This window comes from Candidatus Arsenophonus phytopathogenicus (assembly GCF_056113345.1).
In genome coordinates this window covers 1-20,971 of record NZ_JBUIOB010000012.1, presented here as the reverse complement: position 1 = coordinate 20,971, position 20,971 = coordinate 1, and the positions used below count along the sequence as shown (strand labels likewise).

The following is a 20,971-nucleotide window of genomic DNA, read 5'->3' as shown; positions in this document are numbered from 1 at the left end:
GCTAATAGGATGCCCCTTGAATGGGGCAGTTTGTCTACGCCGGTTTTTTCGGCCAGTCAATATCTGGCGCGGTGGTGGTATCAATATCATTCAGTTTCACGCTGTACATTTCCCAGGCCCGTAGCGCGGTTTTTTCACTATTGGTCGCCATCCCTAAACGTACTTTACGGTCAAGCAAGGTGATTTTTGATTCCGCTTCGTCGATTAACTGGTGTTTTGTTTGATTTGCGGTGTTGATTTGGTCCGCTTTCATCGCCTGAGTATCCGTTACCCATTTTTTGCCATCCCATTTATCGAATTGTGTTGAGGGCACTAATAAAGTGAAGCCGGTTTTTATCTCGCCGGGGTAATCAACGGTATAGGAAGCACGATTGAAGGTATTGTATACCGTCTTGCCGCGGTGGTCTGGCACGTATCGCCACTGGGTGCCGTCAGCACTGCGAACAACAGCAATGTCGTCATTATCGGGAAGCTCTGGCGCATCGATATACGAATATTGGCTGACACTAACCCCTTTGTACACTAATTCCATTGTCGCGCCAAAATATTCATACGGCGGTTCATGACTCGACATATAGGTTTTTATCCAGCCTCGGTTTTTAGCGAAACCGTTTTCATCGATTTCCGCTTTGGGTATTTCTGTACTGTATTTCACTATGCAGCCCTCACTATGTATAAAAATGCGATATTTCGTGGTCGGTTTTCGTGTGCGGTGGGGACAACACGAGAAGGATCAAAAGACGTGATGGCACCCCAATCATCATTCTCCCCGCCAGCGACTCTTGCGCTGAAAGTCTTGTCTACGCTAAAGGCGCCGTCCTCGGCAACAGGAGGCCAATTCCACCCGCGGCGCACATAGCCAATACGTCCGGTGATATTGCGTATAGCGTCCCCTTGATTGCTTAGTACTTTTCTATCTGGGTCAGCGTGTCCGTCTAAATCCAGACCTCGAATAAATTCACCGCACAAATTCGGCAATATCCCAGAAGGATAGGCTTGAGCTAACTGGGGATAGTCGACTGTCGTGAACGTCTGACCTCGGCACACAAAGTACCCATCCGGTGCGGTGGCGTGTGGCCAAGGAATCGGCGCGCCAACCGGATAATTGTTAATCGCGTCAACATCCGCGGTTAATGCCAGTGTGCCATTCGCGTTGTATGGAATATCGATTATTCCTTTTCCATAGGCAAAAAACGCACTATTAGGAGAAGTTTGAAGCGCGCACACAACACCATCTTTTCTTTCTATCATCAGGCCGGAGTAGTCTTTGCCACTTTTGATAACGATATTGCCGGTTCTGAGTACTTCCTGTGAATTTTTCTTGGCATAGTTGTCGTCACAGGCTTTTTGGCTCAGCACTTTATCGGTGGCGTTACCTGTTTGCTGCACGATATTTGCGGCAAAAATAGCGTCTTTTATTGACTGCCACTGGGTGGTATCGGTTAAGGGATTTCCGGCGTTGTTTTCGGTCTTTGATAGATAGATATTGCCGTCAGACAGACACACTGCGCCTTTGTTGTAAGTTTGCTTCTCAGCATATTCAGCAATACCGTTCTGGTAGAGGTGGGTCACAAGAGAACTGATTGTGAATCCCACCGCATTAAAATCCTGCATGGTGGGCAATTCTGAAACAGGCACAATTCCCCAGCCACGCGCAAAATCGGCATTGATATTTTTCTCAAGATTGTCGGTGATTTCTTTTGAACCAAACACGGTTCTTTCTTCCGTTTTGCTTCCACCTGCAAACGGTTGAATATCAATGTTGGGTCTTTTAATCTTCAATGTTATGTTCCTATGTTAAAAAGGTTTTCTTGGCAAAATAGCCAAGTCTTGCTTCGGGATCCGCGTCAAAACGGCTGTACCACGAAATGGCATTTTTATGCCCCTTAAATCCAAACGTGCCTTTGGGTTCCTGAGTTACATAGTTAATTTGCACGCCTTGCGGACGTGGGAGTAAGTCAAGCCTTAAGATGAATTCCAGCCATTCCCTGTCTGCTCTGGGCGTAATGACGATAGTGAGACTCATGTTCTGGCGGTCAATCAGATAGCCCTCCCCCTCAATCACAAAACTCACCGCCTGCTGGAGTGACGACAGGCTGACATCGCCTGTTTGCGTGGCGGTAGCGAGGGCGGTGTTTTTGATGATTTTGAGCTTAATCAGGCTGCGATATTGCTTATCGGGCAATTTCAGTGGCAAAAAATCCTGGGCAAATTTGGACCGAAAGCCACCTTGTTTTTTCCCGCTCTTTTGACCAAACGGCAACGCTTTACCGTGATTTTTAAAGCCAAAAAAGCCTTTGCGCTCGCCACTCGGCTGGAAGCGACTGATACCTACCCAAGAACCGATAATATCCAGCGGGTCACCTTCGGCTTTTTCAAGATTGAAGGCTTCCCGAAAGGCATCAACGGTATCAAAACAATCCGCGAACACATTAAAAAGGGCGGAGATTTCCGCCCTTGCCTTGGGTTTGGTGTAATACTGCTTAATCAGCAGTTTTTGATATTCGGCTTCGAGACTCACGTGACCACCTCATTAACGGTGATGTTGTCACTGACGATGTTGAATTTCTCGTCGACATCAGCTTTTAAAATAGCACTCGTCCACGTGTTACCGTCTTTTGAAATCGAAAGGTCTGAAACATAGTAAGAGCGTGCAATCCGGTTCAAAATACAGTAAAGCGCAGTCACCTTGATATTTTCGCCAATGCGATAAACGGACTTGACCAGTTCGTCTTTAATCTCCTGTATCGGCACAGGCTCGTTGGCTTTTTCACGCGTGGCGGTCAGTTTAATCTTGATTTCCATGATTTTCGGTCGGTCAAATCGGTACTCATGCACCACCTCAAAAACCGTGCCGTCCGCTCTGGCTATCTTGTCGGTGTATTCGCCTTTGATTGTTCCTTTAAGGCCCGTTCCGCCTGTTTTGTTGCGGGCGATGCAATCAACAATTGCTTGATTTTCACCCCCTTCAACAATTACCCAAATCGAATGCGGCGGAATATTCAACGCGTCAGTCTCATTCGTGGTGTTTTCGTACACCACTGCATCGGTCACGCCTTTAACCAGATTTAAACGGGCAGCAATGCCGCCTATCGTGCTTTGACTGGCATTTTCAAAGGTTTTTAACCGTCTGCGACGTAACTCACTATCACTTTCGTTTTCCTTGCGTAACAGCCCGTTGATTCTGGCTAAATAATCAAGGTGGAGACCTTCGGCTTGTTCCGGCTTTAAGTTCTGATAGAGCTTTTGCACCAGTACCAGACATTCGTGGGCAATCCGGCTATAAATCGCAATGCGCTGCCCGTCAGGGGTGTCTTGTGAAACATTGATGTCACTGCCGTAAATTGTCTTAAACTCGGCAATCAAGGTTTCAATCAGTTCGGGTAATGTCGCAATCGTGATACCGTTTTCATCGAGCTTGATATTCACTGGCTGACCTCCTGATTGAGGTTGTGTGTTCGGTTAAAGACATCGGTATAATCCAACTGAATGTGTGCGGTGAAGTCCTTAACGGTGATGTTGAGCTTATCGATGCGCACAACGCCATTTGTCCCTAATGCCACCTTGTAGATTTCACGGCGCAACGTTTCGCCCGTACCACGACTGCCAAGCAGTTGCAGCCAGTCCAGACCAAACTCAACATCTAGCCACCAATCGGCTTTGAAACACTGCAAACGCGTTTTGATATTCTGGTGGATCGCTTCGCTATCAATCAGGTAATCATCAAGCGAATGCCCAAATCGCCAATCGTTGTGCTCGGTTAACTGTGCTGTTTTCACGAAAATCACCTTCGGGTTAATTGGGTTTTCCGGTGCTGCCATTGCCTGTTTCTACGCCTCCGTGCGTATGATTGCCGACATCGATATTGCCTACCGTTAACGATTGTTGGGCAGTGATAGCGCCTTTCACATCAAGATTGCCGTCAATCGTGACGTTGAGATTGACGTGAATATTGTGTGTAAAAACGTGGTCACCTGCGGTTGTCGCCACCTTCGGTATCGCAAAGGCCCCGTCACGATTGCACAGCCCCAAAAGGGCGACGCAATCGCTATAATCATGCAACCGATTCTCTGCTCCTCGCACGTTGTCGTTGCCTATCCACCAATTATCGATACAACTATCAAAGGTGAGCAAAATGCAGTAATCGCCCACGGCGACCGGATAGGCGGTGTAGCTGCCGCCCCCTTGTGACGAAGAGACAGGGACATTAGGAAAAACCGGAAATTCGATTGCGTGAATTTCATCATTAATCACTACGTTCTTTAACGTGACAGGCTGGCAATCGACGGTGGTTTGGTTCACCTTAACCACCCTAGCAATCAAGGCACAGCCCATCTCAGATTTGATATGATTGGCAATGGTTTTCATCAGTTCGATATTCACGCCTTACTCTCCTTCACCACCACGTAGTTTTTTTCCTGCTGGCATTTGCACGTCATCGCCCACTCGCCTGTGTCACTTTCACCTGCGTAGTCAATCGCGCAAATGCGATAAACGCCGTTAAGATGTGGGGCAACCTTGCTGTCTATCGCTACCTGATAACCAATTGACACATTGGGATTAAGGACGCTTTTAAAGGCCAGCACGTTTTTGTCGTCGAGCGTGGGCGTTTCCATCAATCCGGTACTGACACTGATTAATTCCGCTTTCCCGTTTTGCACCTCGTTTCGTCTCAAAATATGAAGCTGTCCGTTGTCGATATAGAGTTGCTCCTTTTCGTCTTTGAGCTTGCGTAATTCATCAAACGAAAAGCCCGTCATGATTTTGGGGCGACTTAACGGCAATTGCGCGGTCACTTTGCCTTTTTTCACGCCTGTCATAGTACTCACAGCAGCATCGACCGCCTCAGACTTTGAGGTCACGGCTTTGCTAATCGTTGCCGTGCGAAAAGCAAAACCGCCGTCGGCAATTTCCAGCGTGGTGACTATCTCAGTGCCTTGTTTTGATAGTGTGACTTTAGTGACAGATGCCGGAAAACAGGAGCTTTAAACCCGTGGTCACATAACCTACCGCAAGTTGAGCGACAATATGTTGCTTGCGGTATTGAAAATCGGCCAGTGAGTGACGACGCGACGGCGACAGGTTAAACAGCGAAATTTGCCCGATATTGGGGCGATCACGGGTTAAATCCTTCGAAAACGAAAAGGCGATTTTAAACGGCGGGATAATCTTTATCGCCTTTTTTCCTTCACCTATTAACAACTCGAAATCACGAAAAAACGGCGTTTGACGGTTCAATAGACAGCCTCCTTTTCTTCTTCGCCAACCAGTAAGTAGAGACTGATCCTGCCACTTGCAAAATCATCAAGCAACGAAGGCTCAATATCGGGATTGTCACGCGCGATAGCCACTATCGTAAACGGCAATCGGCTATCGTGCAGCAGCGGTACGCCCAATGAAACCGCCACCCCGTTAATCGTGATATTCCGATAGGTAACATTCATATTCCACGCTGAAATACTCGGATAAAACGTCAGCGTCAGCTCAATATCGTCAATGTCGGTTAACAGCGTGTGCGTCTGAATCGGATCGCTTGATAGGCTTTCGACTTGGTACATTAATTCTTGTCCCAAAAGGTATTAAGATTTTTCGTAAGGGTTTTTGCTCCCTCCCAGACATCAAATGCAAATGAGGTTGGCGTTTGACTACCTTTGTTTTTTGCCCCACTCATTTGTGCGGCCCCCGTTTTGCTCATCCCTGCTGCGGATTTGTTGGCAACAGGGATGATGTTCACCTGTTCAAAGGTGACAAAGCGCACTTGCTTAACGGTTAACGTGAACAGCAAAAAGCTATCTTCATTGCTTTGCGACGTGGCGAAACTTTCCAGTGCCATGTTATCGAGTACCTGATAGCCCATATCAACGCTGATTAATTCCCGATTTTCAAAAATGCCCGTGAATGTATCGACAAACTGTTGGGCAATGCCGTTGCCGGATTTGCTGCCTGTCACGGTGTGATAAATCCCCTGCGCCGTGTTTTCGACTTGCGCTTTCAAATCCAGAATTTGCTGCGCTTTGCTGTTCAACTCCGCAATTTTCTGTCTGACCGCCTGTGTCCGATTGCCCACATAGCTATCAATAAAACCAATCTGCCGATTGAAAGACTCAAATACGGTATTTTCACTACTCAAACTTAAAAACGAATCGGAAATCACGCCGCCTATCGAAATTTGCACCGGACTAGAGTTGATGTGATCGGCAATCACCACCCCCGTTTCCAGTGGAATCTCGGTGACGGTAGCACTTCGTTGCGTGGTTTTATCCGTCCAGACATAAGCGGTGAATCCAGCGATGCCGATTTTTTGCGTCGGTGTATTCGAGATGTGGTTTGAGATCACCTGTGAGAGAAAACTCAAAATACCCCTCCTCGTGCCAACTGGTCTTGACTCAAAGGCGGCACATTGTTGTAAACCACATTTCCCAACTTTTGCCCGATAGCTTTGTCTGAACCTGTAACATTCACATTGATATTGTTGGTTTGTGAAGCGGAGTGGTTAATTGCTTTGTGGCTGTTTGATGAGATATGATTAATCGTCTGGCTGGCTTGCTGCATACTCGCGCTGGCAATTTCTGCGTTTTTGGCGGCCTTTTCCAGCTCTTTATCGGAATCGCCAAAAATGCCTTTAATGAAATCGAAAGCGCCACTAAACAGATTTTTGAGCCTGTCGGCAATTTTGCCAAATTTGTCACCTATCCAGTTAAACAGCGGCAAAAACAACGTTTTGAGATCGTCGATGAATTGCGAAAAAGCCTGCTTCACCAGATTGAATAACCGCATCCCAGTCACCGGAAAACAGCGCAAAGAAAAAAGTCATCATAGCCGAAAAATCTTTTTTGATTTGTTCCCACATGGCAGAAAAATAGTCGTTCACTTTGTCTATCATTTTTTGTACATGTCATCAGGAAAAATCGCCGAATCCTTCCAAGAAAGTCACCAATCACGCTTTTTCCGCCGTTCATCCAGACGTACAGGTCTTTAAGGGCAGCGATAATGCACAGTGATGAGCACAGTGATGCCAAAGAGAATCAGGATTTGCAAGAATAGCTGCGCCAATCGCTTTTATGCCTTTGCCGATAAGTGGCAAGACTTTCACCAGCGCCAAGGCTGCCGGAACCAGCAGCCAAAATCCGTCAGTGGTTTTGTTGAGAAAGGTGATTAACTTGGCAAATGAACTGACCGACCCGCCCGATAAAATCAATCACGGGTTTTAAGCCTTTTAAGACAAAATTGAAGATCAGGGGCAAGGGTAGCAAAGACTTTCTCGGCGATTTGTTGTAGTTGCAGCAATAAACTGGCAAAGGTGCGCCGGAAAATCTCGGCTTGTTCCAAATCGTCTTGGGTTAATGCTCTTCCTTCTGCCACTTTTTTGTCGAGTGAAGCCCACTCCTCACGGGTATTGGCGATGGCATCAACCAGCTCATAGGAAAGTCCAACCTGTTCAGCAAGGGCGGCTTTTGCGCCGTTGTCCTGTATGTTGTTTAACGCACTGCCCGTTTCACGCAACAAGACGCTGGTGTCCCTGATTTTTCCGTTGCTGTCTTTAAAGGCAATGCCGAGCTTTTTGAACACCTGGCTTGCGGTGTCACCGTCGCTATTAATCGCCCGTTGAAACTCCTTCACGCCGTCAGACAGTTCTTCAAAGTTAACGCCAACCGCCTGTGCGCTTTCTCTTAGCACCTGAAAACTTTTTGCCTCAATCCCCGTCTGGCGTACAGCTTTGTTGAAAGTATTAATGTGTTCGCCGGCGCTCATGATGGCGTGAACGGTGAAAGCGCCTGTGATAATCCCCTTAAACCCGTTAAGCTTTTCGCCCAGCTTACCTAATTTGCTTTCGGTTTTCTTGGCCTCTTTGCCAAGTTCACCGACAGAATATGAGGCTTTGTGAACGTCTTTTGCGGTACGGGTACTTTTTGTGCCAAGCTGGTCAACTTTTGCGGTAACCTTGGTGAATTTTCCCGTCACACCGCTCAATTGTTGTGAAATTTTGTCCAATGCAGTCGTTAACGTATTGAGCACGCCAGCATTGGCATTAACACCAATATCCAGACTTAACTTTTCTTCACTCATCCGTCACCTCTTTTGCTTCGCTTCGTCGTGCTGTTTCCACTCAATCGCTCCTGAGATAAAGGCATGTTCGGCGGTTTTCAGATAGAAGAACACGTCTTCATCACGCAATGTTAAAAGCTCACAAACCGTGCCGTAACCTGCCTTCACCAGTGAAAAAAGCAGTTTGTCATGCTCGGTGAGTGAGGATTTTCTGACGTACTGTCGCCAGCTGTTGGGATAGCGCGGCGTAAAGGTCAGCTCGCCGTTAATGCCGATAAAAAAGGGGCGGCATACAAGTGAAGCACCGTTAACGTTAACGGAATGAAAAGCGCAGGTTTCTCATCAAAAAAGTTTGGCAATTTGCTAATGCTCATGCCGTCGTGGGTGATTTGGTTGAAAAGCTGCCTCAGATTGCCGTCACTGTGGCTTGAGAGTGTCGCGGCAATTCGTTTTGATTGTCCCAAGTCCTCGACAATTTCCAGTGCTTTTAACCGTAAATGGTGATTGAAATTACCAATCTGAAATTCGTTACCTTGCACCTTGAAGGTTTTGTTTTTGGTGATATCGACAATATCATCCTGCGATAGCCCTGTCAGGCTACCTAATCCTTGTTCTGTCATGATTTTATCCCGTTAGATTGAGCGCGTGAAATCCCGAAATTGCAGCTTGTAGGTCATCTCTGCATTGTGGTCAGTATTAGCAAAGGTAAATTGTGGCTGGTCTGTGATACTCCCGCCTGTAAACGTGAAGGTTTCTGTTTTGGCTTTGCCGGCGAGTTTGTACAAGACACTCAATGATCCGTTAAAAATATTTACTTCCCTACGGGAAAGTATTGTTGACAACCAGACATCATCTTCACTGCCACGGTAGAGGTGAAATTCAATGTCACAGATTGTTGCGTCCTATCGCTTTGCAACAACGAGACCCCCGTTAGCACCGTTAAAGCGGCTGGTATCGGGATTAGGAAACGTAATTTGTATCATTGTTCCGGTCACAAAATCGCTAATAACCCGTCCATCGAGGATCAGCGTTGTCGACCACAAGTCATAGCCTATGTATGCCATCGTGTATTCCTAGTAATTGAAATTAATAATGATGTCCGCCCGGTAAAATGCCCCTGCATTTTTCACCGCTTGCTGGATAGTGGGCGATTTTCGGTTTGTGCGGTCAACCTGTGATTGTTCTGCCAACAGATTGGCATAGGTAAAATAACCTTTACTCGCAATGGCGCGCTTAAACTGCTCTTCATCGCCGAAGGTATCGGGTGATGTCCATTTACCCGGCGCAAACACGCTAGCTCTCACAAAGCGCGCGGCTACCTGATTGATGCAATCAACGAGCAAATCCACACCTTTTTCGGTTTGCGGTATTTTGGTAGCGGTGGATTTCATCAAATTAAAGGTATCAACCTGTACCTGATTCACATACGCTTTCAGGTTATAGACATTATCGACAAATTCATTAGCATTTGAGCACATCACCACCGGACGGTCTTTGATTAAGGTGTAAATATCGATACCCACGGATGACGCACTGTCCACCTCGGTTTGGCTATAGCTTTCTGGCTCACAGGCCAGCTCTTTCAAGTGAATCGTCATCGCACTGTTTTCACCGCTGAAATCGACCACATGCACTCTTGCCATGTAGGAAACCGCCAAGGCTTTTTGATTGCGTTTTGAAAATAAAAGCCGGAAATATTCTTGCCCTTTCTTGCTCACTTGCCACGCCAAGCCTCTTGTCGTGAGATTGTCTGGATGTGAAACGACCTGATAGCCAAGGATCTTGTTGGCTTGACTGTAGCTCGCCAGTTTTAAAATCTGGTCATTGGTCAGTTCGTCGATGAAACAATACCCACAACCCGAAGACGCTGCCACCACATCGGCAATCGCCTCATCCGGTGATTGTGCGGGTAAGGTTTGAGACGGTGTCGCTTTGGTTAAGGTAGCGCTATCACCTAATCCCAACAAATTACCGACAAATTCACCTTCGCCTGAATCGGTCGCATTTTTGAGTTCTGAGCCTTTCACTATCAATCGTTGGCCGGTCAGTATGAAGGTGGTGTCTTTCGCCGCACTTTCATTTTTTGTTGGCGCTTTCCCTTTTTCATTGAGTAACTTAATGATATCGTCAAATGTAACCGCGTCACTAAAGTTCAGGTTTTCCAGTTTGATTTTCCCTAAAACCAGATTGCCTTTCTCAATTTGCCGTAGCGTTTTAAGTAGCGCATTGCTGTCAATTTCTGAGCCTGTCAGTGTGTCAAATTCCACCGCTGGCAGCGTTAAATCGGTTTTTCGCCAATGCCCGACAATCAGACTGCCGCCGGCGCCTATCGGATTGGGTGACGTACCAAAAAAGGCGGTAGCTAACTGGTAAGTTTTCGAGGTAATGCCAAAATCGGCTTTCACGCCTGCGATATTTTTGTAGGCCGCATAAATCGTTTTGCCGTCAAAAATCGTGCCCGTTTCACTGGTCATCATGATGACGTGGTTGATGTTGTCGTAATTTGCGCCTCGCTGCTCTTTGAGTAGCTGAACATTGACAACATTTTCAATATCGATGCCAAGATTATTGTTCATGCTGTAAACCTTTTTCGTTGGAAAGTTGGATAGAAAGTTGATTGATTGAAGGTGTTGAGACGTTGATATAATCCGCGACATAGGCGTTAATCGAAAACATGACACGCTCGCGATACTGGCTGCCTGTCGCAAAGTGTAAATCGCGCACGCCCGTTGGCGCAGATAAGCTAATCGTGTGTTTCCACTGTTGTTCAAAGCCTTTCTGTGTTCGCAGTAACCGTAAGAGAATTTTCGGCCGTTGCAAGGCCTGACTTCCCCAGACATTCACGTCAAAAATGATTTTCTCAAACTGGCTGTATTCCATCATCTCAACGTTTCGTCGGTATGTTTCGCTAAAGCCTTTCACTTCACTACTGCCCGATTGCTCAATACTGATAACAGGCGCGTTGAAATCCTGCTCAGCCAGATTTTCACGTCCGATAAATATTGTATTTTCCGCAACCTCTAACGTATCTCGAATAACCATTGCTAGCCGTTGGATCGGTGGTTGGTAGTTTTTGTGTTGTAAATTGGTGTTATTTGACATAACGCCCTCTTAATGCGTTAAAATTAAGGAAATAGCGCAATTCCTAAAGCCAAATTTGGAGGTAAAGATGGCAACAATAACGATGAACACCCATAAAGCGATAAAAGCCTTACAAGAATCAGGCATTGATGAAAAACAAGCTGAAAAAATCGTAGAGGTTATTGCTGAATTTCAAAATGTAGGTACTGTTACGAAGGAAGATTTAAGCGTAGCAACAGAAAGCATTAAGTCAGATTTAGACTGGATTAAAAAACTTATTCTCGCTGTTGGTATTGCTGTCGTCATTGCTGCGTTAAAATATATTTTTATTGGGTGAGCCTTCCTGTGATCTCACTATCTTTCACTTCCTCAAAGACATAGCGCACAAAGCCATAGTCGCTATAGTCTTTGCGGTTAATTGATTTGAATATTTTTCCTTTGTACTCCAAGTAAACACCGAGCAAATCCGCATATTTTGGTTGCACATGCACGGTGTAATACTCCAGTGACCAATCGAGACTGTCCTTGTTAATCGCCTCGTCAGACAGACTGTTAATTACGCCTTCAACGGCTTTTCGTGTTACTGAAAAATGCGGTTTAAAATCCTTCGTGGTGATCACTTCCGTGATGAAGGTTAACGGTTGCGAAAATCGGCGGATGGTTCTGGCCATATTGGGCAGTCTCATTTTTTCACCACCTTGTAGGTTATCGAATTTGCCAAATTACCGGAAACTCTCAATAATTTTGCCGCATCATTATTGGTATACTTAACCGAATTTCCGATTTTCTCTCGGTTTATCAAATACCCTTCATAGTATTTTTTCTCAAGTGTACTTTGCTTGTATTCAGGCCACGACCCAAAACCTTGTGTATCAAACGCCTCAACTGACCGGCCAACCGCCAGTTCGCCGATATAAGCCAGAAATTCCGTTGCGCTAATTTCACCTGAAATGAATAAGCGGTATTTTTCTTTTATGGCTTTTTGGTGATCACGAATCGGCATTCGCAAAAATGATCGCGGCAAGATTTTCTCCGTGCCAAATTCGTGGATCGTAGCCACTTCCACCACACTGATATCGGAATCTTTGTACGGTCGGGTATTTTCCAATACGCCCACTTCCACTTTCAGTTTGTTAATTTCCTCAAACTGTTTTTTGGCTTTTTCCAACAATTTCGATTTCAGCATTACCAGTTCATCCCGATTGCCAAGGCGTAATTGTTAATGCGACTTTCCAGCTCCAAATATTGCTCACCAAAGGCGGAGGTTTTAAACCAGTCTTTCTCGGTTCCTGAAAAACTCGCACTTGCGGTAACATCACCTACACCGTCGCTCGCATACAATGCGTTTGGATCAGCTGAATGCCCCCCTTTTTTCGGACTGTTTTCATGAAATCCTGCCAAAAAAAGCAGATACGCGGTTAGATACATCAAGCCTTGCTCATACATCACCCCCCACACTTTCTTGTCCATCCTGTTTTCTGCATCGGTTAAATAGAGGAGTAATTTGTTGTTATCGTCGGTAAAGGTTTTTTCGCCGAAACGGTCACGAAATTTCTTTAACATTTCTTGCATGATGCCCCCAAAAAAAGCGGATAAAATCCGCTGAATCAGACTTCGAATGAAGGCGTTTGTTTTGTACCGTCGGTTAACTCAATCGTTAACGTCACGACATTCCCTTGTTTGGAGGAGGTTATTTTTTTAATGCCAGCACCCTTATCGCCTTTGTCCCCCTTAAGCGTGCCAGCGTCCAGCGCTTCGTGAAGGGCAGATACCCCCGTTTCAATATTGTTCAGATTATCCGCGTTTAACGGGGTTTTGGTTGACGGCGAATTTTCCCAATTTGTTTTTGTGTAGCTCATCGTTACTCCAAAATGAAAATGAGGGACGTTCCCTCAAGATGGTGATTGCGGAAAGTAATCATCTGACGGCAGGGTTGTTCCGCTTGGGAAACCGCCGTCTATGACTTTGGGGCAGTTTTGTAATCGGCGTAAACGGCAGATAGTGGTTGTTTCCACATTGCTCCACCGAAAGCGGAACGATAGCCACACTCGTAGGTCAGCAAATCACGCTGGCGAACCGCTAACAACTCCGGCATATGCACTTTCATTTCGACATATTCTTCATCATAGGTGTAAATCGCCAAACGGGTTTTTCCTTTGGTTATCTCTTTGGCATATCCTGCTGGAACTTTCACAAAGGTGATAGTAAAACTGTCATTACCTGATGCCTTCCTCAACGCAGCCATGATCCTGTCCATGGCTGAAACAGGCAGTAAGTCTGTCCCCACAATCGGACTTTGGCTATCAAACTTCTGCATTGCCAGCATGAAATCAGCGGCATCCATCGCTATGTGCGTTGGTTGCACCCGATAATCTGAGTTTGCCCACGCCTTGTTGTAAGCATCCAATACCAGTTTGATAAACTCATTGGCGCTCAAGTCTTTCAGTGATTTACCGGATTCTTCTTGCATCACCTGAATTTTGCTGCCTGTCAACAATCCTTCTTGTCCTTTAACCTTGTTATGTCCCAAGTAACCTGCATATTGCAGTGTAGACAAGGCATTGGCGTACAAATCATCTTGCTTTTTGCTTTTTGCTTTTTGCTTTTTGCTTTTTGCTTTTTGCTTTTTGCTTTTTGCTTTTTGCTTTTTGCTTTTTGCTTTGCAGATTAATATTGATTTTGTTGATTTTCTCAAGCTCCTGCTGTGTCCAGACAACGGCTTTTGCCCACTGGCAAACAGGCGCCTTGTACATTTCAATGGTGCTGTCAATCGTGACCATCGAGTTGGTTTTGTTACCAATAATACCGTCTTTGACAGAGCCTAGTACTTCTGTGATGCCGTATTCCACGTATTCATCGGCAAAATCCAGTCCTTCGGTAATTGGGATTGCCTCACCAATATTGATTTCAGGCAGCTGTTTTTCCTGCAATTGCGTGTCGCGTTCGGTGAGCGCTTCTTGCAATACCGTTTCAAAATAGGCTTCTTCAATTGCCATCTGTTATTCTCCTACCTTTTGAATGAATCCAAGCGTGACTGCTACGCACTGACTGCCTGAGCTGACATTTTCCACCCAATACCCCAAATCGATATTGCCTTTTGCGGTTTTGGATACCTTGCCAACATCGTCACCTGTTGCGACCACATAAACTTTATCACCTCGTTTGAAGGTTTCATCTTTTGCCGTTGCCGCACCCACGCAATCACCGTGGGAAAAATGCCCCACATTGACTTGCTTGTTGTGTGGTGCTTTATCGCCGTAAATATCCCGTACAACAATGCCGTGGATGACATCAGTTGCCGCCGAAATCGGCTTAACGCCGCCCTCCGGGTTCACCGCCACAAAAACGCCGTATTGAAGGTCAGTCGTGGTCTTGTTTTCCTCGCCCCACACTTTGTCATCAGAGCTTGACGCACGATAGATAGTACCCGCCCGTAGCGTCCCCTTGTCAGAATCCCAGTTCGTGAATCCAAATGTCATTAGCGACCTCCTAGGCGTTGTGATGCGGATTTGGTGGGTTTTCTATCGCCAAGATTGAATCTTGGCTTGTTTTGTTCACGCTGACGATTGATGAGATAGTCATACTTGCCATTTATCGCCGAATCGCCGAGCTTCCGCGCTTCTAGCTGGGTCACCAAACCTTTAGCGATAATTACGTTTTCTTTGATTTGCCGTGCGGTTCGCCCGTGACCGATTGCCCCGTCGCCAAATGTTGACTTGGCTTCGGCTTCCGTTTCCGCTAGCTCATTTTCTGCTTTCAGTCTGGCGTTTTCTTCTTCCAGTGCTTTGAGCTTTTCCGTCAATTCTTCAAGCTGCTTTTTCAGCGTCTCAAGCAGCGATTTATCATCGGTAGCCTCTGTGTTTTCAGGCACGGATGTTATTTCACTGGCTGCATCGCCTTGCTTGACCTCACTGGTGGGTGATGGACTCGCACTCAGACTTTGCGCTTGACCAATTAATCCCGTTAATATCTCGCCGATTTCTTTGGTGGCTTCATCGGCGGATTCGGCGAGCAACTGGACGTAATCGCTCATTTGAATTAACAGGGTGTCGATGGTGTCTGGCGTTTCGCCCTCATCCCCCAATTTTTGCTGACCTTTCAAGGCAGCGATTTTTGCTTTCATTGACACAGCGCTATCTCCTAGTTTGACATCATGTCCAGAGCGACACACGTCAACAATCGCCACGTGGTCACCTCTGATATGGGTTTTCTTGAAATCAATGCCCGTTGTGGTGGTAGGCTCGATAAAAGATCGGTAACCACAACTGAGTTCTTTGATTTGGTAATTTTTAATCGCCTCAATGGCCTCAGCGTCATAAAGAAAAACATCCGCTGTCAGATAATCGCCGTCCTGTTTCACATTCTGTACATGCCCAATGGCGGTATTCTTCCAGTTATCACTGGTCACCTCGTTATTGGGCGCGTGAAAAAAGGTGAGCGGTTTTCCCTCAAACGAGGCGATGGTTTCAGCATCAAAAAGGTCCTCGGGGGACACCTCAACTTTGTAGCGTTGGGTGGGTGGCAAATTGGGCACATGACTAGACAGTTCCCACCCCTCAAATTCCTGTGTCCCCACTTTGGCAATTTTGCTCGGAATGCGATAACCCGGTTCTAATTGCTGTGCGCCCTTAATATCAATAGGCAATCGGTTGTCATTGCCGTTCATCTTCCAATCCTTCTATGCTTTGTAAAATCACTTTGCTGACGCAGCGACAGTTAAAATCTTGCGAGGGGTGAAGCGCCACGCCCCCAATGCGTTTTCGTTTTTCCCACTGCTTGGTTTTTTCGTTGAAATACACACTCGGATCATCAAATCGACAAATTTTGTTGTGCATAGCTGCATGTGAAGGACGGGTTCCGCCGTTTTTTCGCTTATCCATCACCGCTGACCAGCGATATAACTTAATGCCGAGTTTCTGCATTCGAAGATTGGTTAAATCGCCCATCGCTTTACGGCTTTGGTCAATCGCAATTCGCATTCCTCGGTTTTGCTGAATATTCAATGCTGCCGTGATGTCCTTTCCCGCCTCTCGCAACGTTTTATTGCCGCCTATCATCGATTGCACAATTTTTTGTACATTGCTTAATGACTCGGTGTGCAAACCTTTAATCAACTGGACGTTTTCGCCAATCATGTCCTTGAAGAAATCCTGTGTTTGTTTACTGTCCAACACCGCTTCGGGGTTAATCGCCATCACAGACTCAAATTCACGACTTAACCGTTTTTTGTTATCCGCATTGGTGATTTGGGCAAAATTGCGGGCGACCCGTGTCGCAAATGCGCTGATGTCAATCGTTAAAAAACGGTCAACAATGCGGTTAAAGGTTTGGAAACGTTTTTGGATAGAATCCGGGCTGGGCATCGCCGAGATTTTTTTGCGGATTTTCACGGTTAATTTCTTGCTTAACAACGAGCTTAAAAAGTGAAATAAGATGCTTAACTGAGGCGGAATAATAGACTTCTGCGCGCTTACTCGGATTAATCGCCCTACATTCCCTCCCCGTTAATTGGCCTTTGGGTATTGAATTCACGGTCACTCTCCTCACCGAGCATTTTCGCCAACATTGTCACTTCGGGCACATTTTTCACGTCAACCAGCTCACGGCGGTTTAACTCGTTCAGCGCATCTTGCGGTTCAATCACGCCGTGTTCCAGCAATAGCATTAATGCCGTGGTCACGGTATTAAGATTGGTGGCAGACTCGGCTTTGTTTTCCGTTTTGATTTGGACAAATTCAAAGGCGACTTCCGTTTCGCTAATGCCGTGCTTGGCACAAATGAATTTGTCGAAGAAGTTAATAATCGGGCGTAAACGGGATTCTTGGATCTCAAAAATCGTGTCGTAGTAAGATTGCAAGTCTTCCTGTCCGGTGGAAAATCCGGCGGCACTATCACCAAACAAAATGGTTTTCGGTCTGTCCATCGCCACCGCCAATCGGTCTTGCGCTTTTGTCCAGATATCGGATACGTTTGCCAGTGACAGTTCTTTTTGCTCATACTGGCTGTCGGCATCCAGCATCAATACGTTGTGCCTCTTCTTTGCTTGCAACACCAGTTGCAGCCAGTCGATGATCTCTTTCCCTCTGCCACCTGAAATATTCCAATTCAGGTCTTTCAGCAAAAAAATATCGGACTTCATTTCTCGCAACATGCCGAGCACTTCATCATTGACGTACAGATAGCCTAGCAAATCGGAGATAAACGCCAGAATATCGCTTTGGCCGTCATTGGCTTTTTTGTCGGCTTTGACGGTGCTGTTGGTGATTTGATTAATGACCGTTAAACAACAACGGGAGTGATGAACGGGTATCTTTTCGGCGCTTTTTAACTGGAACAGCAACGGCCTGTTGAAATACGGGCTGAATATATCGGTGGCAATTTTCCTGATGCTGTACTCGCCTTGCCGGACGACTAAAAAACCTTTTAACTGTTCTTTGTTAACGTTGAGGGGTTTTTCCAGATTTTCTTCATCGGTGACCGCAATTAACAGACTACCGCCGTAAAGTGAAGCTAGCTTTAAGGCAAGTTCGGCCTGCTTTTCAATGCCAAGTCGTTTTTCTTCGCCCGTAAACAAATCATTAAGCTGCTCCGTTCTCTCATCATCATCACCTGTAAAGCGCACGGTACGCCAATGCTTGATACAATCCCCTGACGTTTTGTTGATATATTTACGGACAATCGACACGCGCTCATAAAGCCACGCCAAGCCTTTATCGGTTTCAAAATAACCCGCGCCGGATATGCCGAGTGTTGAAAAACTGGCTGGCAACGTGGGAGTGGCTGCACCAATAGCATTTACATCACGCATCAGGTTATCTAATCCACCATCACCCATTTTTGGGGATAATTTTTTTCGAAATTTAGCAAACAAAATGCCCTCCTAAATATAGGGATTTTTCAAAACAAGGGGGGTTAAATAAAAAAAGTGCACACAATCAGGTACATAAAAATTAATTTAATTTTATCAAAATAACTCAATTATTTGATTTTTAATAAATTAATTATTTTTAACATTATTTGTACATACTACAAGGTATCCAGGAAAGAGACCGAGCCTTTTATGTATCCGTCCAGCGAATAACGTACTGCATCCCAGCAGTGATTATGTGCATCAACGATTAAAGGAAGAATATCACCTGTATTGCGGTCAACTTTATACGAATACAACCGTGCTTCTTCAATCGTATGTTTACAGCGTGGGTGAATAATGATTTTTTTGAAACCTCTAAGGTGTGCGATGCCGTCTTCTACGCTACCATGCCATTTGGATGCCGGAGCAATATTAAATCCCTGTCGTTTTAAGTAGCTAATAGTCTCTGGTCTGCTGTTGTCTGCTTTAATTGGCCAACGTGTTGCTTCCGGTATCGCTTGATAAAAATGAGGTAGCGCGTCCAATTCCACGCCGACCTTGTAGGCTTCAAATTCGACGTACAAACAGTCACCAAGAATAAAGCTACGTATCAAGGTACTTGGGTCATTTGAAAAGCCAAAATCGGCACCAAATAACAATCGGTCGGCTTTTTTCCAGAGATCATCGGAAAACTCAACAACATCGTATTTGCCGTTCAATACTTGCTTATTAGCATTTTCCAAATAAGCTCCTTCCCAAATCCACGCATAGGTATTGGCATCAAGCCGGATCCGGTCGTTTTTTCTGTCTTCCTCCAAAACACCAGGAAACCACGGATTGTCATTGTAGTTAAGGTCAACCGAAATACAGTTACTTGGCTTTTTCTGTCTAAAGCGAACATCGGTTGCGCTCCCTTTTCGCTCGGGATTCCACGTTACCCAAATTTCAGAGCCTTCTTCTCGCACCGTCGGGATTAATTTTTGCCAAGCATACTCGGGTACGTTTTCAGCCTCATCTATCCAGCAAAACAGAATTGATGACTTCGATTTCAAACTATCTAAATTGTGCCTTAATCCACAGAAGACAAAAGAAACACGCCTGTCTTTGGTACGAATGTACCTTTCACCAATCTCAAAAAAGGCATTGAGCCAATTGACGCTTTGTATTGCCTGTTTCACTTCCTGCATACTGGAGTCTTCAAGGGAGTTCATGAATTCTCGGGCACAAAGGATCACGCCTTTTTTTCCTCTACGGGCAGCGTGATACGCGTTAACCGCCAACATCAATGCAAAGGTGCGTGTTTTGCCACTTCCTCGCCCACCGTAAGCGCAACGATAACGAGCACGCCCGTAAAACACTTCGGTTAATTTGGGTGGTATTTCAATCGTCGCCACTTTTATCATATGGGAACTTTCCTGCTTCTATCTTTATCACCTGTGGCAAAATAACAACATTTTCATCATGCTCATTTTTTATTTGATCTCGGAAAGCCTGAACAAAAACATGCTTACCTAAAAGCTCAAGGTTTTTGATTTTATCCGGCCACTTTATTTTTTTGAGCAATGCTTCTGCGCCATCAACTCGTATGACTGCAATGTCCAAACCGCTTAATGTTGTTCGCCACACTTTAGGCCAGTCTTTAATCGGTCTTAAATCGCCTGATTCGTTAAGAATATCCAATACATCCATCTGGTCGATATCAACCAGTCGCTTAAGCACGTAGTCAGCATTAACCTCAATGCGATTCTTGCGTTCTTCCATGAGGGTTTGGATGCGTTTTTGAATGTTGAGTTTTGCTAAGTTTTGACATGCGATATCTTTTGCAGTTTTTTCACTGTACCCGGCTCTAATTGCTGCCTGCGTCGCGTTTAAATCAATCAGGTACTCTCGACAAAATGCCTCCTGCTTGTTTGTGAGAGTCATAACATCTACCTCAATTAATGTTTATGTTTAGCTGCACTCTTCGCCCATCGTTTAGCCTGATTGAGACAATCCGATATCATCTTGCCTCTTCTGCTAGCTGGCTGTTTGCGGTAATAGCGGATCGCTTCACTTATTGCCATTGCTGCTATTGATGAAGAAAAGCCGAGCTTTAATAACTCGGCCTTGATATTGGCTTCAATGAATTGTTCGGGGGTCATGCTTGACTTTCTCCATTTGGAAAATCCCCCAAATCGCACAATTTAAATTGAATGAGGTTTTTCACCTGTTGCTCAGCTTTATTAATCGCTTTCTTCTCTCTTCTACGGAGCAACATTAGGCTGCTGCCTTTTTGTCCGTGTTCTACAAAGGAATGCTTTTCTGCCAACGCAACCCGATCTTGCATCTGCTTAATCGTGAGTTCAGTTAAACCAGACAAGTCGAGCAAGTTAATATCTTTACCGCCTTCTAACTCGGTCATTTTGTCGAATATTGTTGCCTGTAGTTCATAGCTGTAGCTCATTGCCATCAGGCACGCTTCACGCTTAGGGAATCGGTAAATTCTTCGAGTTGCTTTAGCACCTTTTCCAGCGGTGAAAATATCATCAGAGAAAAATTTCCCTGATGTTTCTCCTAGTACTTTGGGTACTTTCTTCAAAAAATCATTGTGCTGTAGCTTGCGATATTTTTTGCAAGGAAACATTAATCCCTCTGCTTCCGCTTTTGATTTCCGATCAGCATTAATGTAATCAACCATTTCCAGACTGGTCATCGTTGGTAATTCGGTTGCTAAAAAATTGTTATTTTTAATTGTTGCTGTTTTCATCGTACTGTTCCTTATAGAAAATCGAACCTGCTCACACAGAAAAGCCGCCCACAGAAAAGCACCATTTTAAACGGCGATTCTCAGGCTCGACTTTCTGTAAGGTTCTGTGTTTGATTAATGCGCGGTGAGGGCGCAGTGATTATTAAGATTTGAATGTGCCAATTAACAATTGATTGACAGATATTTCATTGTTTTTATTACAAGAGGTCAAGTTGACCACCTGGGTCATTTGATGTGCCAATGACCGA

General features: G+C 45.4%; 34 protein-coding genes. 2 read left to right on the top strand and 32 right to left on the bottom strand.

The features are described 5' to 3' along the window. Positions 1–34 precede the first annotated feature (34 nt). From AC01GB_RS01975 to AC01GB_RS01905, 15 genes are all read right to left on the bottom strand, one after another. On the bottom strand, positions 35–655 hold the full coding sequence (locus tag AC01GB_RS01975; protein WP_474450041.1) for a tail fiber assembly protein: 621 nt from the start codon (positions 653–655) through the stop codon (positions 35–37). After that, complete coding sequence (locus tag AC01GB_RS01970; protein ID WP_474450040.1) at positions 655–1,782, bottom strand: phage tail protein; 1,128 nt, start codon at positions 1,780–1,782, stop codon at positions 655–657. The genes AC01GB_RS01975 and AC01GB_RS01970 overlap by 1 nt, the downstream gene beginning before the upstream one ends. A gap of 10 nt (positions 1,783–1,792) precedes the next feature. Continuing rightward, positions 1,793–2,521 carry a baseplate wedge 1 family protein gene (locus AC01GB_RS01965; RefSeq protein ID WP_474450039.1) on the bottom strand — a complete coding sequence of 243 codons (729 nt, stop codon included), beginning with the start codon at positions 2,519–2,521 and terminating at the stop codon, positions 1,793–1,795. Then, complete coding sequence (locus AC01GB_RS01960; RefSeq protein WP_474450038.1) at positions 2,518–3,429, bottom strand: hypothetical protein; 912 nt, start codon at positions 3,427–3,429, stop codon at positions 2,518–2,520. Before AC01GB_RS01960 ends, AC01GB_RS01965 begins: the two co-directional genes overlap by 4 nt. Then, positions 3,426–3,821, bottom strand: a complete 396-nt coding sequence (locus AC01GB_RS01955; protein ID WP_474450037.1) for a contractile injection system sheath initiator — start codon at positions 3,819–3,821, stop codon at positions 3,426–3,428. Before AC01GB_RS01955 ends, AC01GB_RS01960 begins: the two co-directional genes overlap by 4 nt. After that, positions 3,796–4,383 (bottom strand): Gp138 family membrane-puncturing spike protein, encoded by a 588-nt coding sequence (locus AC01GB_RS01950; RefSeq protein WP_474450036.1) that lies wholly within the window; start codon positions 4,381–4,383, stop codon positions 3,796–3,798. Before AC01GB_RS01950 ends, AC01GB_RS01955 begins: the two co-directional genes overlap by 26 nt. Next, positions 4,380–4,820, bottom strand: coding sequence for a baseplate hub protein (locus AC01GB_RS01945; protein WP_474450035.1), 441 nt, complete (start codon positions 4,818–4,820; stop codon positions 4,380–4,382). Before AC01GB_RS01945 ends, AC01GB_RS01950 begins: the two co-directional genes overlap by 4 nt. 136 nt (positions 4,821–4,956) lie before the next feature. Next, the gene (locus AC01GB_RS01940; RefSeq protein WP_474450034.1) at positions 4,957–5,238 is read right to left on the bottom strand and encodes a hypothetical protein; all 282 of its coding nucleotides are present in this window, start codon (positions 5,236–5,238) and stop codon (positions 4,957–4,959) included. Continuing rightward, on the bottom strand, positions 5,235–5,558 hold the full coding sequence (locus AC01GB_RS01935) for a hypothetical protein (RefSeq protein WP_474450033.1): 324 nt from the start codon (positions 5,556–5,558) through the stop codon (positions 5,235–5,237). Before AC01GB_RS01935 ends, AC01GB_RS01940 begins: the two co-directional genes overlap by 4 nt. Further along, positions 5,558–6,355 (bottom strand): phage baseplate protein, encoded by a 798-nt coding sequence (locus tag AC01GB_RS01930; RefSeq protein WP_474450032.1) that lies wholly within the window; start codon positions 6,353–6,355, stop codon positions 5,558–5,560. The genes AC01GB_RS01935 and AC01GB_RS01930 overlap by 1 nt, the downstream gene beginning before the upstream one ends. Then, on the bottom strand, positions 6,352–6,759 hold the full coding sequence (locus AC01GB_RS01925; protein ID WP_474450031.1) for a hypothetical protein: 408 nt from the start codon (positions 6,757–6,759) through the stop codon (positions 6,352–6,354). The genes AC01GB_RS01930 and AC01GB_RS01925 overlap by 4 nt, the downstream gene beginning before the upstream one ends. Then, a complete protein-coding gene (locus AC01GB_RS01920) occupies positions 6,698–6,883 on the bottom strand; it encodes a hypothetical protein (protein WP_474450030.1) in 186 nt (61 codons plus the stop codon). Before AC01GB_RS01920 ends, AC01GB_RS01925 begins: the two co-directional genes overlap by 62 nt. Positions 6,884–6,955: 72 nt before the next feature. After that, the gene (locus AC01GB_RS01915; RefSeq protein WP_474450029.1) at positions 6,956–7,084 is read right to left on the bottom strand and encodes a hypothetical protein; all 129 of its coding nucleotides are present in this window, start codon (positions 7,082–7,084) and stop codon (positions 6,956–6,958) included. Between the two features lie 110 nt (positions 7,085–7,194). Then, the gene (locus AC01GB_RS01910; RefSeq protein WP_474450028.1) at positions 7,195–8,067 is read right to left on the bottom strand and encodes a phage tail tape measure protein; all 873 of its coding nucleotides are present in this window, start codon (positions 8,065–8,067) and stop codon (positions 7,195–7,197) included. Between the two features lie 233 nt (positions 8,068–8,300). Beyond that, positions 8,301–8,666 carry a hypothetical protein gene (locus AC01GB_RS01905; RefSeq protein ID WP_474449820.1) on the bottom strand — a complete coding sequence of 122 codons (366 nt, stop codon included), beginning with the start codon at positions 8,664–8,666 and terminating at the stop codon, positions 8,301–8,303. 103 nt (positions 8,667–8,769) lie between these two features. Between AC01GB_RS01905 and AC01GB_RS01900 the strand changes: the two genes are divergently transcribed. Next, positions 8,770–8,916, top strand: a complete 147-nt coding sequence (locus AC01GB_RS01900) for a hypothetical protein (protein ID WP_474450027.1) — start codon at positions 8,770–8,772, stop codon at positions 8,914–8,916. A gap of 32 nt (positions 8,917–8,948) precedes the next feature. Here AC01GB_RS01900 and AC01GB_RS01895 read toward each other — a convergent pair whose 3' ends face one another. Genes AC01GB_RS01895 through AC01GB_RS01885 form a run of 3 tightly spaced genes read right to left on the bottom strand, consistent with a single transcriptional unit; the run spans position 8,949 to position 11,148 of the window. Next, the gene (locus tag AC01GB_RS01895) at positions 8,949–9,110 is read right to left on the bottom strand and encodes a hypothetical protein (protein ID WP_474450026.1); all 162 of its coding nucleotides are present in this window, start codon (positions 9,108–9,110) and stop codon (positions 8,949–8,951) included. A 9-nt stretch (positions 9,111–9,119) separates the two neighbouring features. After that, positions 9,120–10,622, bottom strand: a complete 1,503-nt coding sequence (locus AC01GB_RS01890; RefSeq protein ID WP_474450025.1) for a DUF3383 family protein — start codon at positions 10,620–10,622, stop codon at positions 9,120–9,122. Further along, positions 10,612–11,148, bottom strand: coding sequence for a phage neck terminator protein (locus AC01GB_RS01885; RefSeq protein WP_474450024.1), 537 nt, complete (start codon positions 11,146–11,148; stop codon positions 10,612–10,614). The genes AC01GB_RS01890 and AC01GB_RS01885 overlap by 11 nt, the downstream gene beginning before the upstream one ends. A gap of 67 nt (positions 11,149–11,215) precedes the next feature. On the opposite strand from AC01GB_RS01885, the gene AC01GB_RS01880 reads away from it, so the two are divergent. Continuing rightward, positions 11,216–11,464, top strand: coding sequence for a CCDC90 family protein (locus tag AC01GB_RS01880; protein WP_474449813.1), 249 nt, complete (start codon positions 11,216–11,218; stop codon positions 11,462–11,464). On the opposite strand, the gene AC01GB_RS01875 is transcribed toward AC01GB_RS01880, so the two are convergent. The 14 genes from AC01GB_RS01875 to AC01GB_RS01810 all read right to left on the bottom strand — a co-directional run bounded on the left by AC01GB_RS01875 (position 11,454) and on the right by AC01GB_RS01810 (position 20,723). Beyond that, positions 11,454–11,813 carry a hypothetical protein gene (locus AC01GB_RS01875; RefSeq protein WP_474450023.1) on the bottom strand — a complete coding sequence of 120 codons (360 nt, stop codon included), beginning with the start codon at positions 11,811–11,813 and terminating at the stop codon, positions 11,454–11,456. The genes AC01GB_RS01880 and AC01GB_RS01875 overlap by 11 nt on opposite strands. After that, the gene (locus tag AC01GB_RS01870; RefSeq protein WP_474450022.1) at positions 11,810–12,313 is read right to left on the bottom strand and encodes a hypothetical protein; all 504 of its coding nucleotides are present in this window, start codon (positions 12,311–12,313) and stop codon (positions 11,810–11,812) included. Before AC01GB_RS01870 ends, AC01GB_RS01875 begins: the two co-directional genes overlap by 4 nt. Beyond that, a complete protein-coding gene (locus AC01GB_RS01865) occupies positions 12,313–12,690 on the bottom strand; it encodes a DUF4054 domain-containing protein (protein ID WP_474450021.1) in 378 nt (125 codons plus the stop codon). Before AC01GB_RS01865 ends, AC01GB_RS01870 begins: the two co-directional genes overlap by 1 nt. Positions 12,691–12,734: 44 nt before the next feature. Further along, entirely contained in the window at positions 12,735–12,986 is a 252-nt protein-coding gene (locus AC01GB_RS01860; RefSeq protein WP_474450020.1) for a hypothetical protein, read from the bottom strand. 98 nt (positions 12,987–13,084) lie between these two features. Further along, the gene (locus AC01GB_RS01855) at positions 13,085–13,699 is read right to left on the bottom strand and encodes a major capsid family protein (protein ID WP_474450042.1); all 615 of its coding nucleotides are present in this window, start codon (positions 13,697–13,699) and stop codon (positions 13,085–13,087) included. A gap of 1 nt (position 13,700) precedes the next feature. Further along, a complete protein-coding gene (locus tag AC01GB_RS01850; protein WP_474450019.1) occupies positions 13,701–14,123 on the bottom strand; it encodes a major capsid family protein in 423 nt (140 codons plus the stop codon). A gap of 3 nt (positions 14,124–14,126) precedes the next feature. Next, positions 14,127–14,606, bottom strand: a complete 480-nt coding sequence (locus AC01GB_RS01845; protein WP_474450018.1) for a structural cement protein Gp24 — start codon at positions 14,604–14,606, stop codon at positions 14,127–14,129. Next, positions 14,606–15,793 (bottom strand): DUF2213 domain-containing protein, encoded by a 1,188-nt coding sequence (locus AC01GB_RS01840; RefSeq protein WP_474450017.1) that lies wholly within the window; start codon positions 15,791–15,793, stop codon positions 14,606–14,608. The genes AC01GB_RS01845 and AC01GB_RS01840 overlap by 1 nt, the downstream gene beginning before the upstream one ends. Then, positions 15,780–16,517 (bottom strand): phage head morphogenesis protein, encoded by a 738-nt coding sequence (locus AC01GB_RS01835; protein ID WP_474450016.1) that lies wholly within the window; start codon positions 16,515–16,517, stop codon positions 15,780–15,782. The genes AC01GB_RS01840 and AC01GB_RS01835 overlap by 14 nt, the downstream gene beginning before the upstream one ends. Before the next feature lie 98 nt (positions 16,518–16,615). Next, positions 16,616–17,998, bottom strand: coding sequence for a phage portal protein (locus AC01GB_RS01830; RefSeq protein WP_474450015.1), 1,383 nt, complete (start codon positions 17,996–17,998; stop codon positions 16,616–16,618). Positions 17,999–18,153: 155 nt separating this feature from the next. Next, the gene (locus AC01GB_RS01825) at positions 18,154–19,380 is read right to left on the bottom strand and encodes a PBSX family phage terminase large subunit (protein WP_474450014.1); all 1,227 of its coding nucleotides are present in this window, start codon (positions 19,378–19,380) and stop codon (positions 18,154–18,156) included. Next, positions 19,358–19,900, bottom strand: a complete 543-nt coding sequence (locus AC01GB_RS01820) for a terminase small subunit (RefSeq protein WP_474450013.1) — start codon at positions 19,898–19,900, stop codon at positions 19,358–19,360. Before AC01GB_RS01820 ends, AC01GB_RS01825 begins: the two co-directional genes overlap by 23 nt. 14 nt (positions 19,901–19,914) lie before the next feature. After that, positions 19,915–20,118 (bottom strand): hypothetical protein, encoded by a 204-nt coding sequence (locus AC01GB_RS01815; protein WP_474450012.1) that lies wholly within the window; start codon positions 20,116–20,118, stop codon positions 19,915–19,917. Continuing rightward, the gene (locus AC01GB_RS01810) at positions 20,115–20,723 is read right to left on the bottom strand and encodes a Rha family transcriptional regulator (protein ID WP_474450011.1); all 609 of its coding nucleotides are present in this window, start codon (positions 20,721–20,723) and stop codon (positions 20,115–20,117) included. The genes AC01GB_RS01815 and AC01GB_RS01810 overlap by 4 nt, the downstream gene beginning before the upstream one ends. Positions 20,724–20,971: the final 248 nt, after the last annotated feature.

Excerpts from the sequence above, each read along its gene's own strand:
- AC01GB_RS01955 (WP_474450037.1), bottom strand. The coding sequence starts at position 3,821 with ATGGCAGCACCGGAAAACCCAATTAACCCGAAGGTGATTTTCGTGAAA.
- AC01GB_RS01945 (WP_474450035.1), bottom strand. The coding sequence starts at position 4,820 with ATGACAGGCGTGAAAAAAGGCAAAGTGACCGCGCAATTGCCGTTAAGT.
- AC01GB_RS01935 (WP_474450033.1), bottom strand. The coding sequence starts at position 5,558 with ATGTACCAAGTCGAAAGCCTATCAAGCGATCCGATTCAGACGCACACG.
- AC01GB_RS01920 (WP_474450030.1), bottom strand. The coding sequence starts at position 6,883 with ATGATAGACAAAGTGAACGACTATTTTTCTGCCATGTGGGAACAAATC.
- AC01GB_RS01910 (WP_474450028.1), bottom strand. The coding sequence starts at position 8,067 with ATGAGTGAAGAAAAGTTAAGTCTGGATATTGGTGTTAATGCCAATGCT.
- AC01GB_RS01905 (WP_474449820.1), bottom strand. The coding sequence starts at position 8,666 with ATGACAGAACAAGGATTAGGTAGCCTGACAGGGCTATCGCAGGATGAT.
- AC01GB_RS01895 (WP_474450026.1), bottom strand. The coding sequence starts at position 9,110 with ATGGCATACATAGGCTATGACTTGTGGTCGACAACGCTGATCCTCGAT.
- AC01GB_RS01890 (WP_474450025.1), bottom strand. The coding sequence starts at position 10,622 with ATGAACAATAATCTTGGCATCGATATTGAAAATGTTGTCAATGTTCAG.
- AC01GB_RS01885 (WP_474450024.1), bottom strand. The coding sequence starts at position 11,148 with ATGTCAAATAACACCAATTTACAACACAAAAACTACCAACCACCGATC.
- AC01GB_RS01880 (WP_474449813.1), top strand. The coding sequence starts at position 11,216 with ATGGCAACAATAACGATGAACACCCATAAAGCGATAAAAGCCTTACAA.
- AC01GB_RS01875 (WP_474450023.1), bottom strand. The coding sequence starts at position 11,813 with ATGAGACTGCCCAATATGGCCAGAACCATCCGCCGATTTTCGCAACCG.
- AC01GB_RS01870 (WP_474450022.1), bottom strand. The coding sequence starts at position 12,313 with ATGCTGAAATCGAAATTGTTGGAAAAAGCCAAAAAACAGTTTGAGGAA.
- AC01GB_RS01865 (WP_474450021.1), bottom strand. The coding sequence starts at position 12,690 with ATGTTAAAGAAATTTCGTGACCGTTTCGGCGAAAAAACCTTTACCGAC.
- AC01GB_RS01860 (WP_474450020.1), bottom strand. The coding sequence starts at position 12,986 with ATGAGCTACACAAAAACAAATTGGGAAAATTCGCCGTCAACCAAAACC.
- AC01GB_RS01850 (WP_474450019.1), bottom strand. The coding sequence starts at position 14,123 with ATGGCAATTGAAGAAGCCTATTTTGAAACGGTATTGCAAGAAGCGCTC.
- AC01GB_RS01845 (WP_474450018.1), bottom strand. The coding sequence starts at position 14,606 with ATGACATTTGGATTCACGAACTGGGATTCTGACAAGGGGACGCTACGG.
- AC01GB_RS01840 (WP_474450017.1), bottom strand. The coding sequence starts at position 15,793 with ATGAACGGCAATGACAACCGATTGCCTATTGATATTAAGGGCGCACAG.
- AC01GB_RS01825 (WP_474450014.1), bottom strand. The coding sequence starts at position 19,380 with ATGATAAAAGTGGCGACGATTGAAATACCACCCAAATTAACCGAAGTG.
- AC01GB_RS01820 (WP_474450013.1), bottom strand. The coding sequence starts at position 19,900 with ATGACTCTCACAAACAAGCAGGAGGCATTTTGTCGAGAGTACCTGATT.
- AC01GB_RS01815 (WP_474450012.1), bottom strand. The coding sequence starts at position 20,118 with ATGACCCCCGAACAATTCATTGAAGCCAATATCAAGGCCGAGTTATTA.
- AC01GB_RS01810 (WP_474450011.1), bottom strand. The coding sequence starts at position 20,723 with ATGAAAACAGCAACAATTAAAAATAACAATTTTTTAGCAACCGAATTA.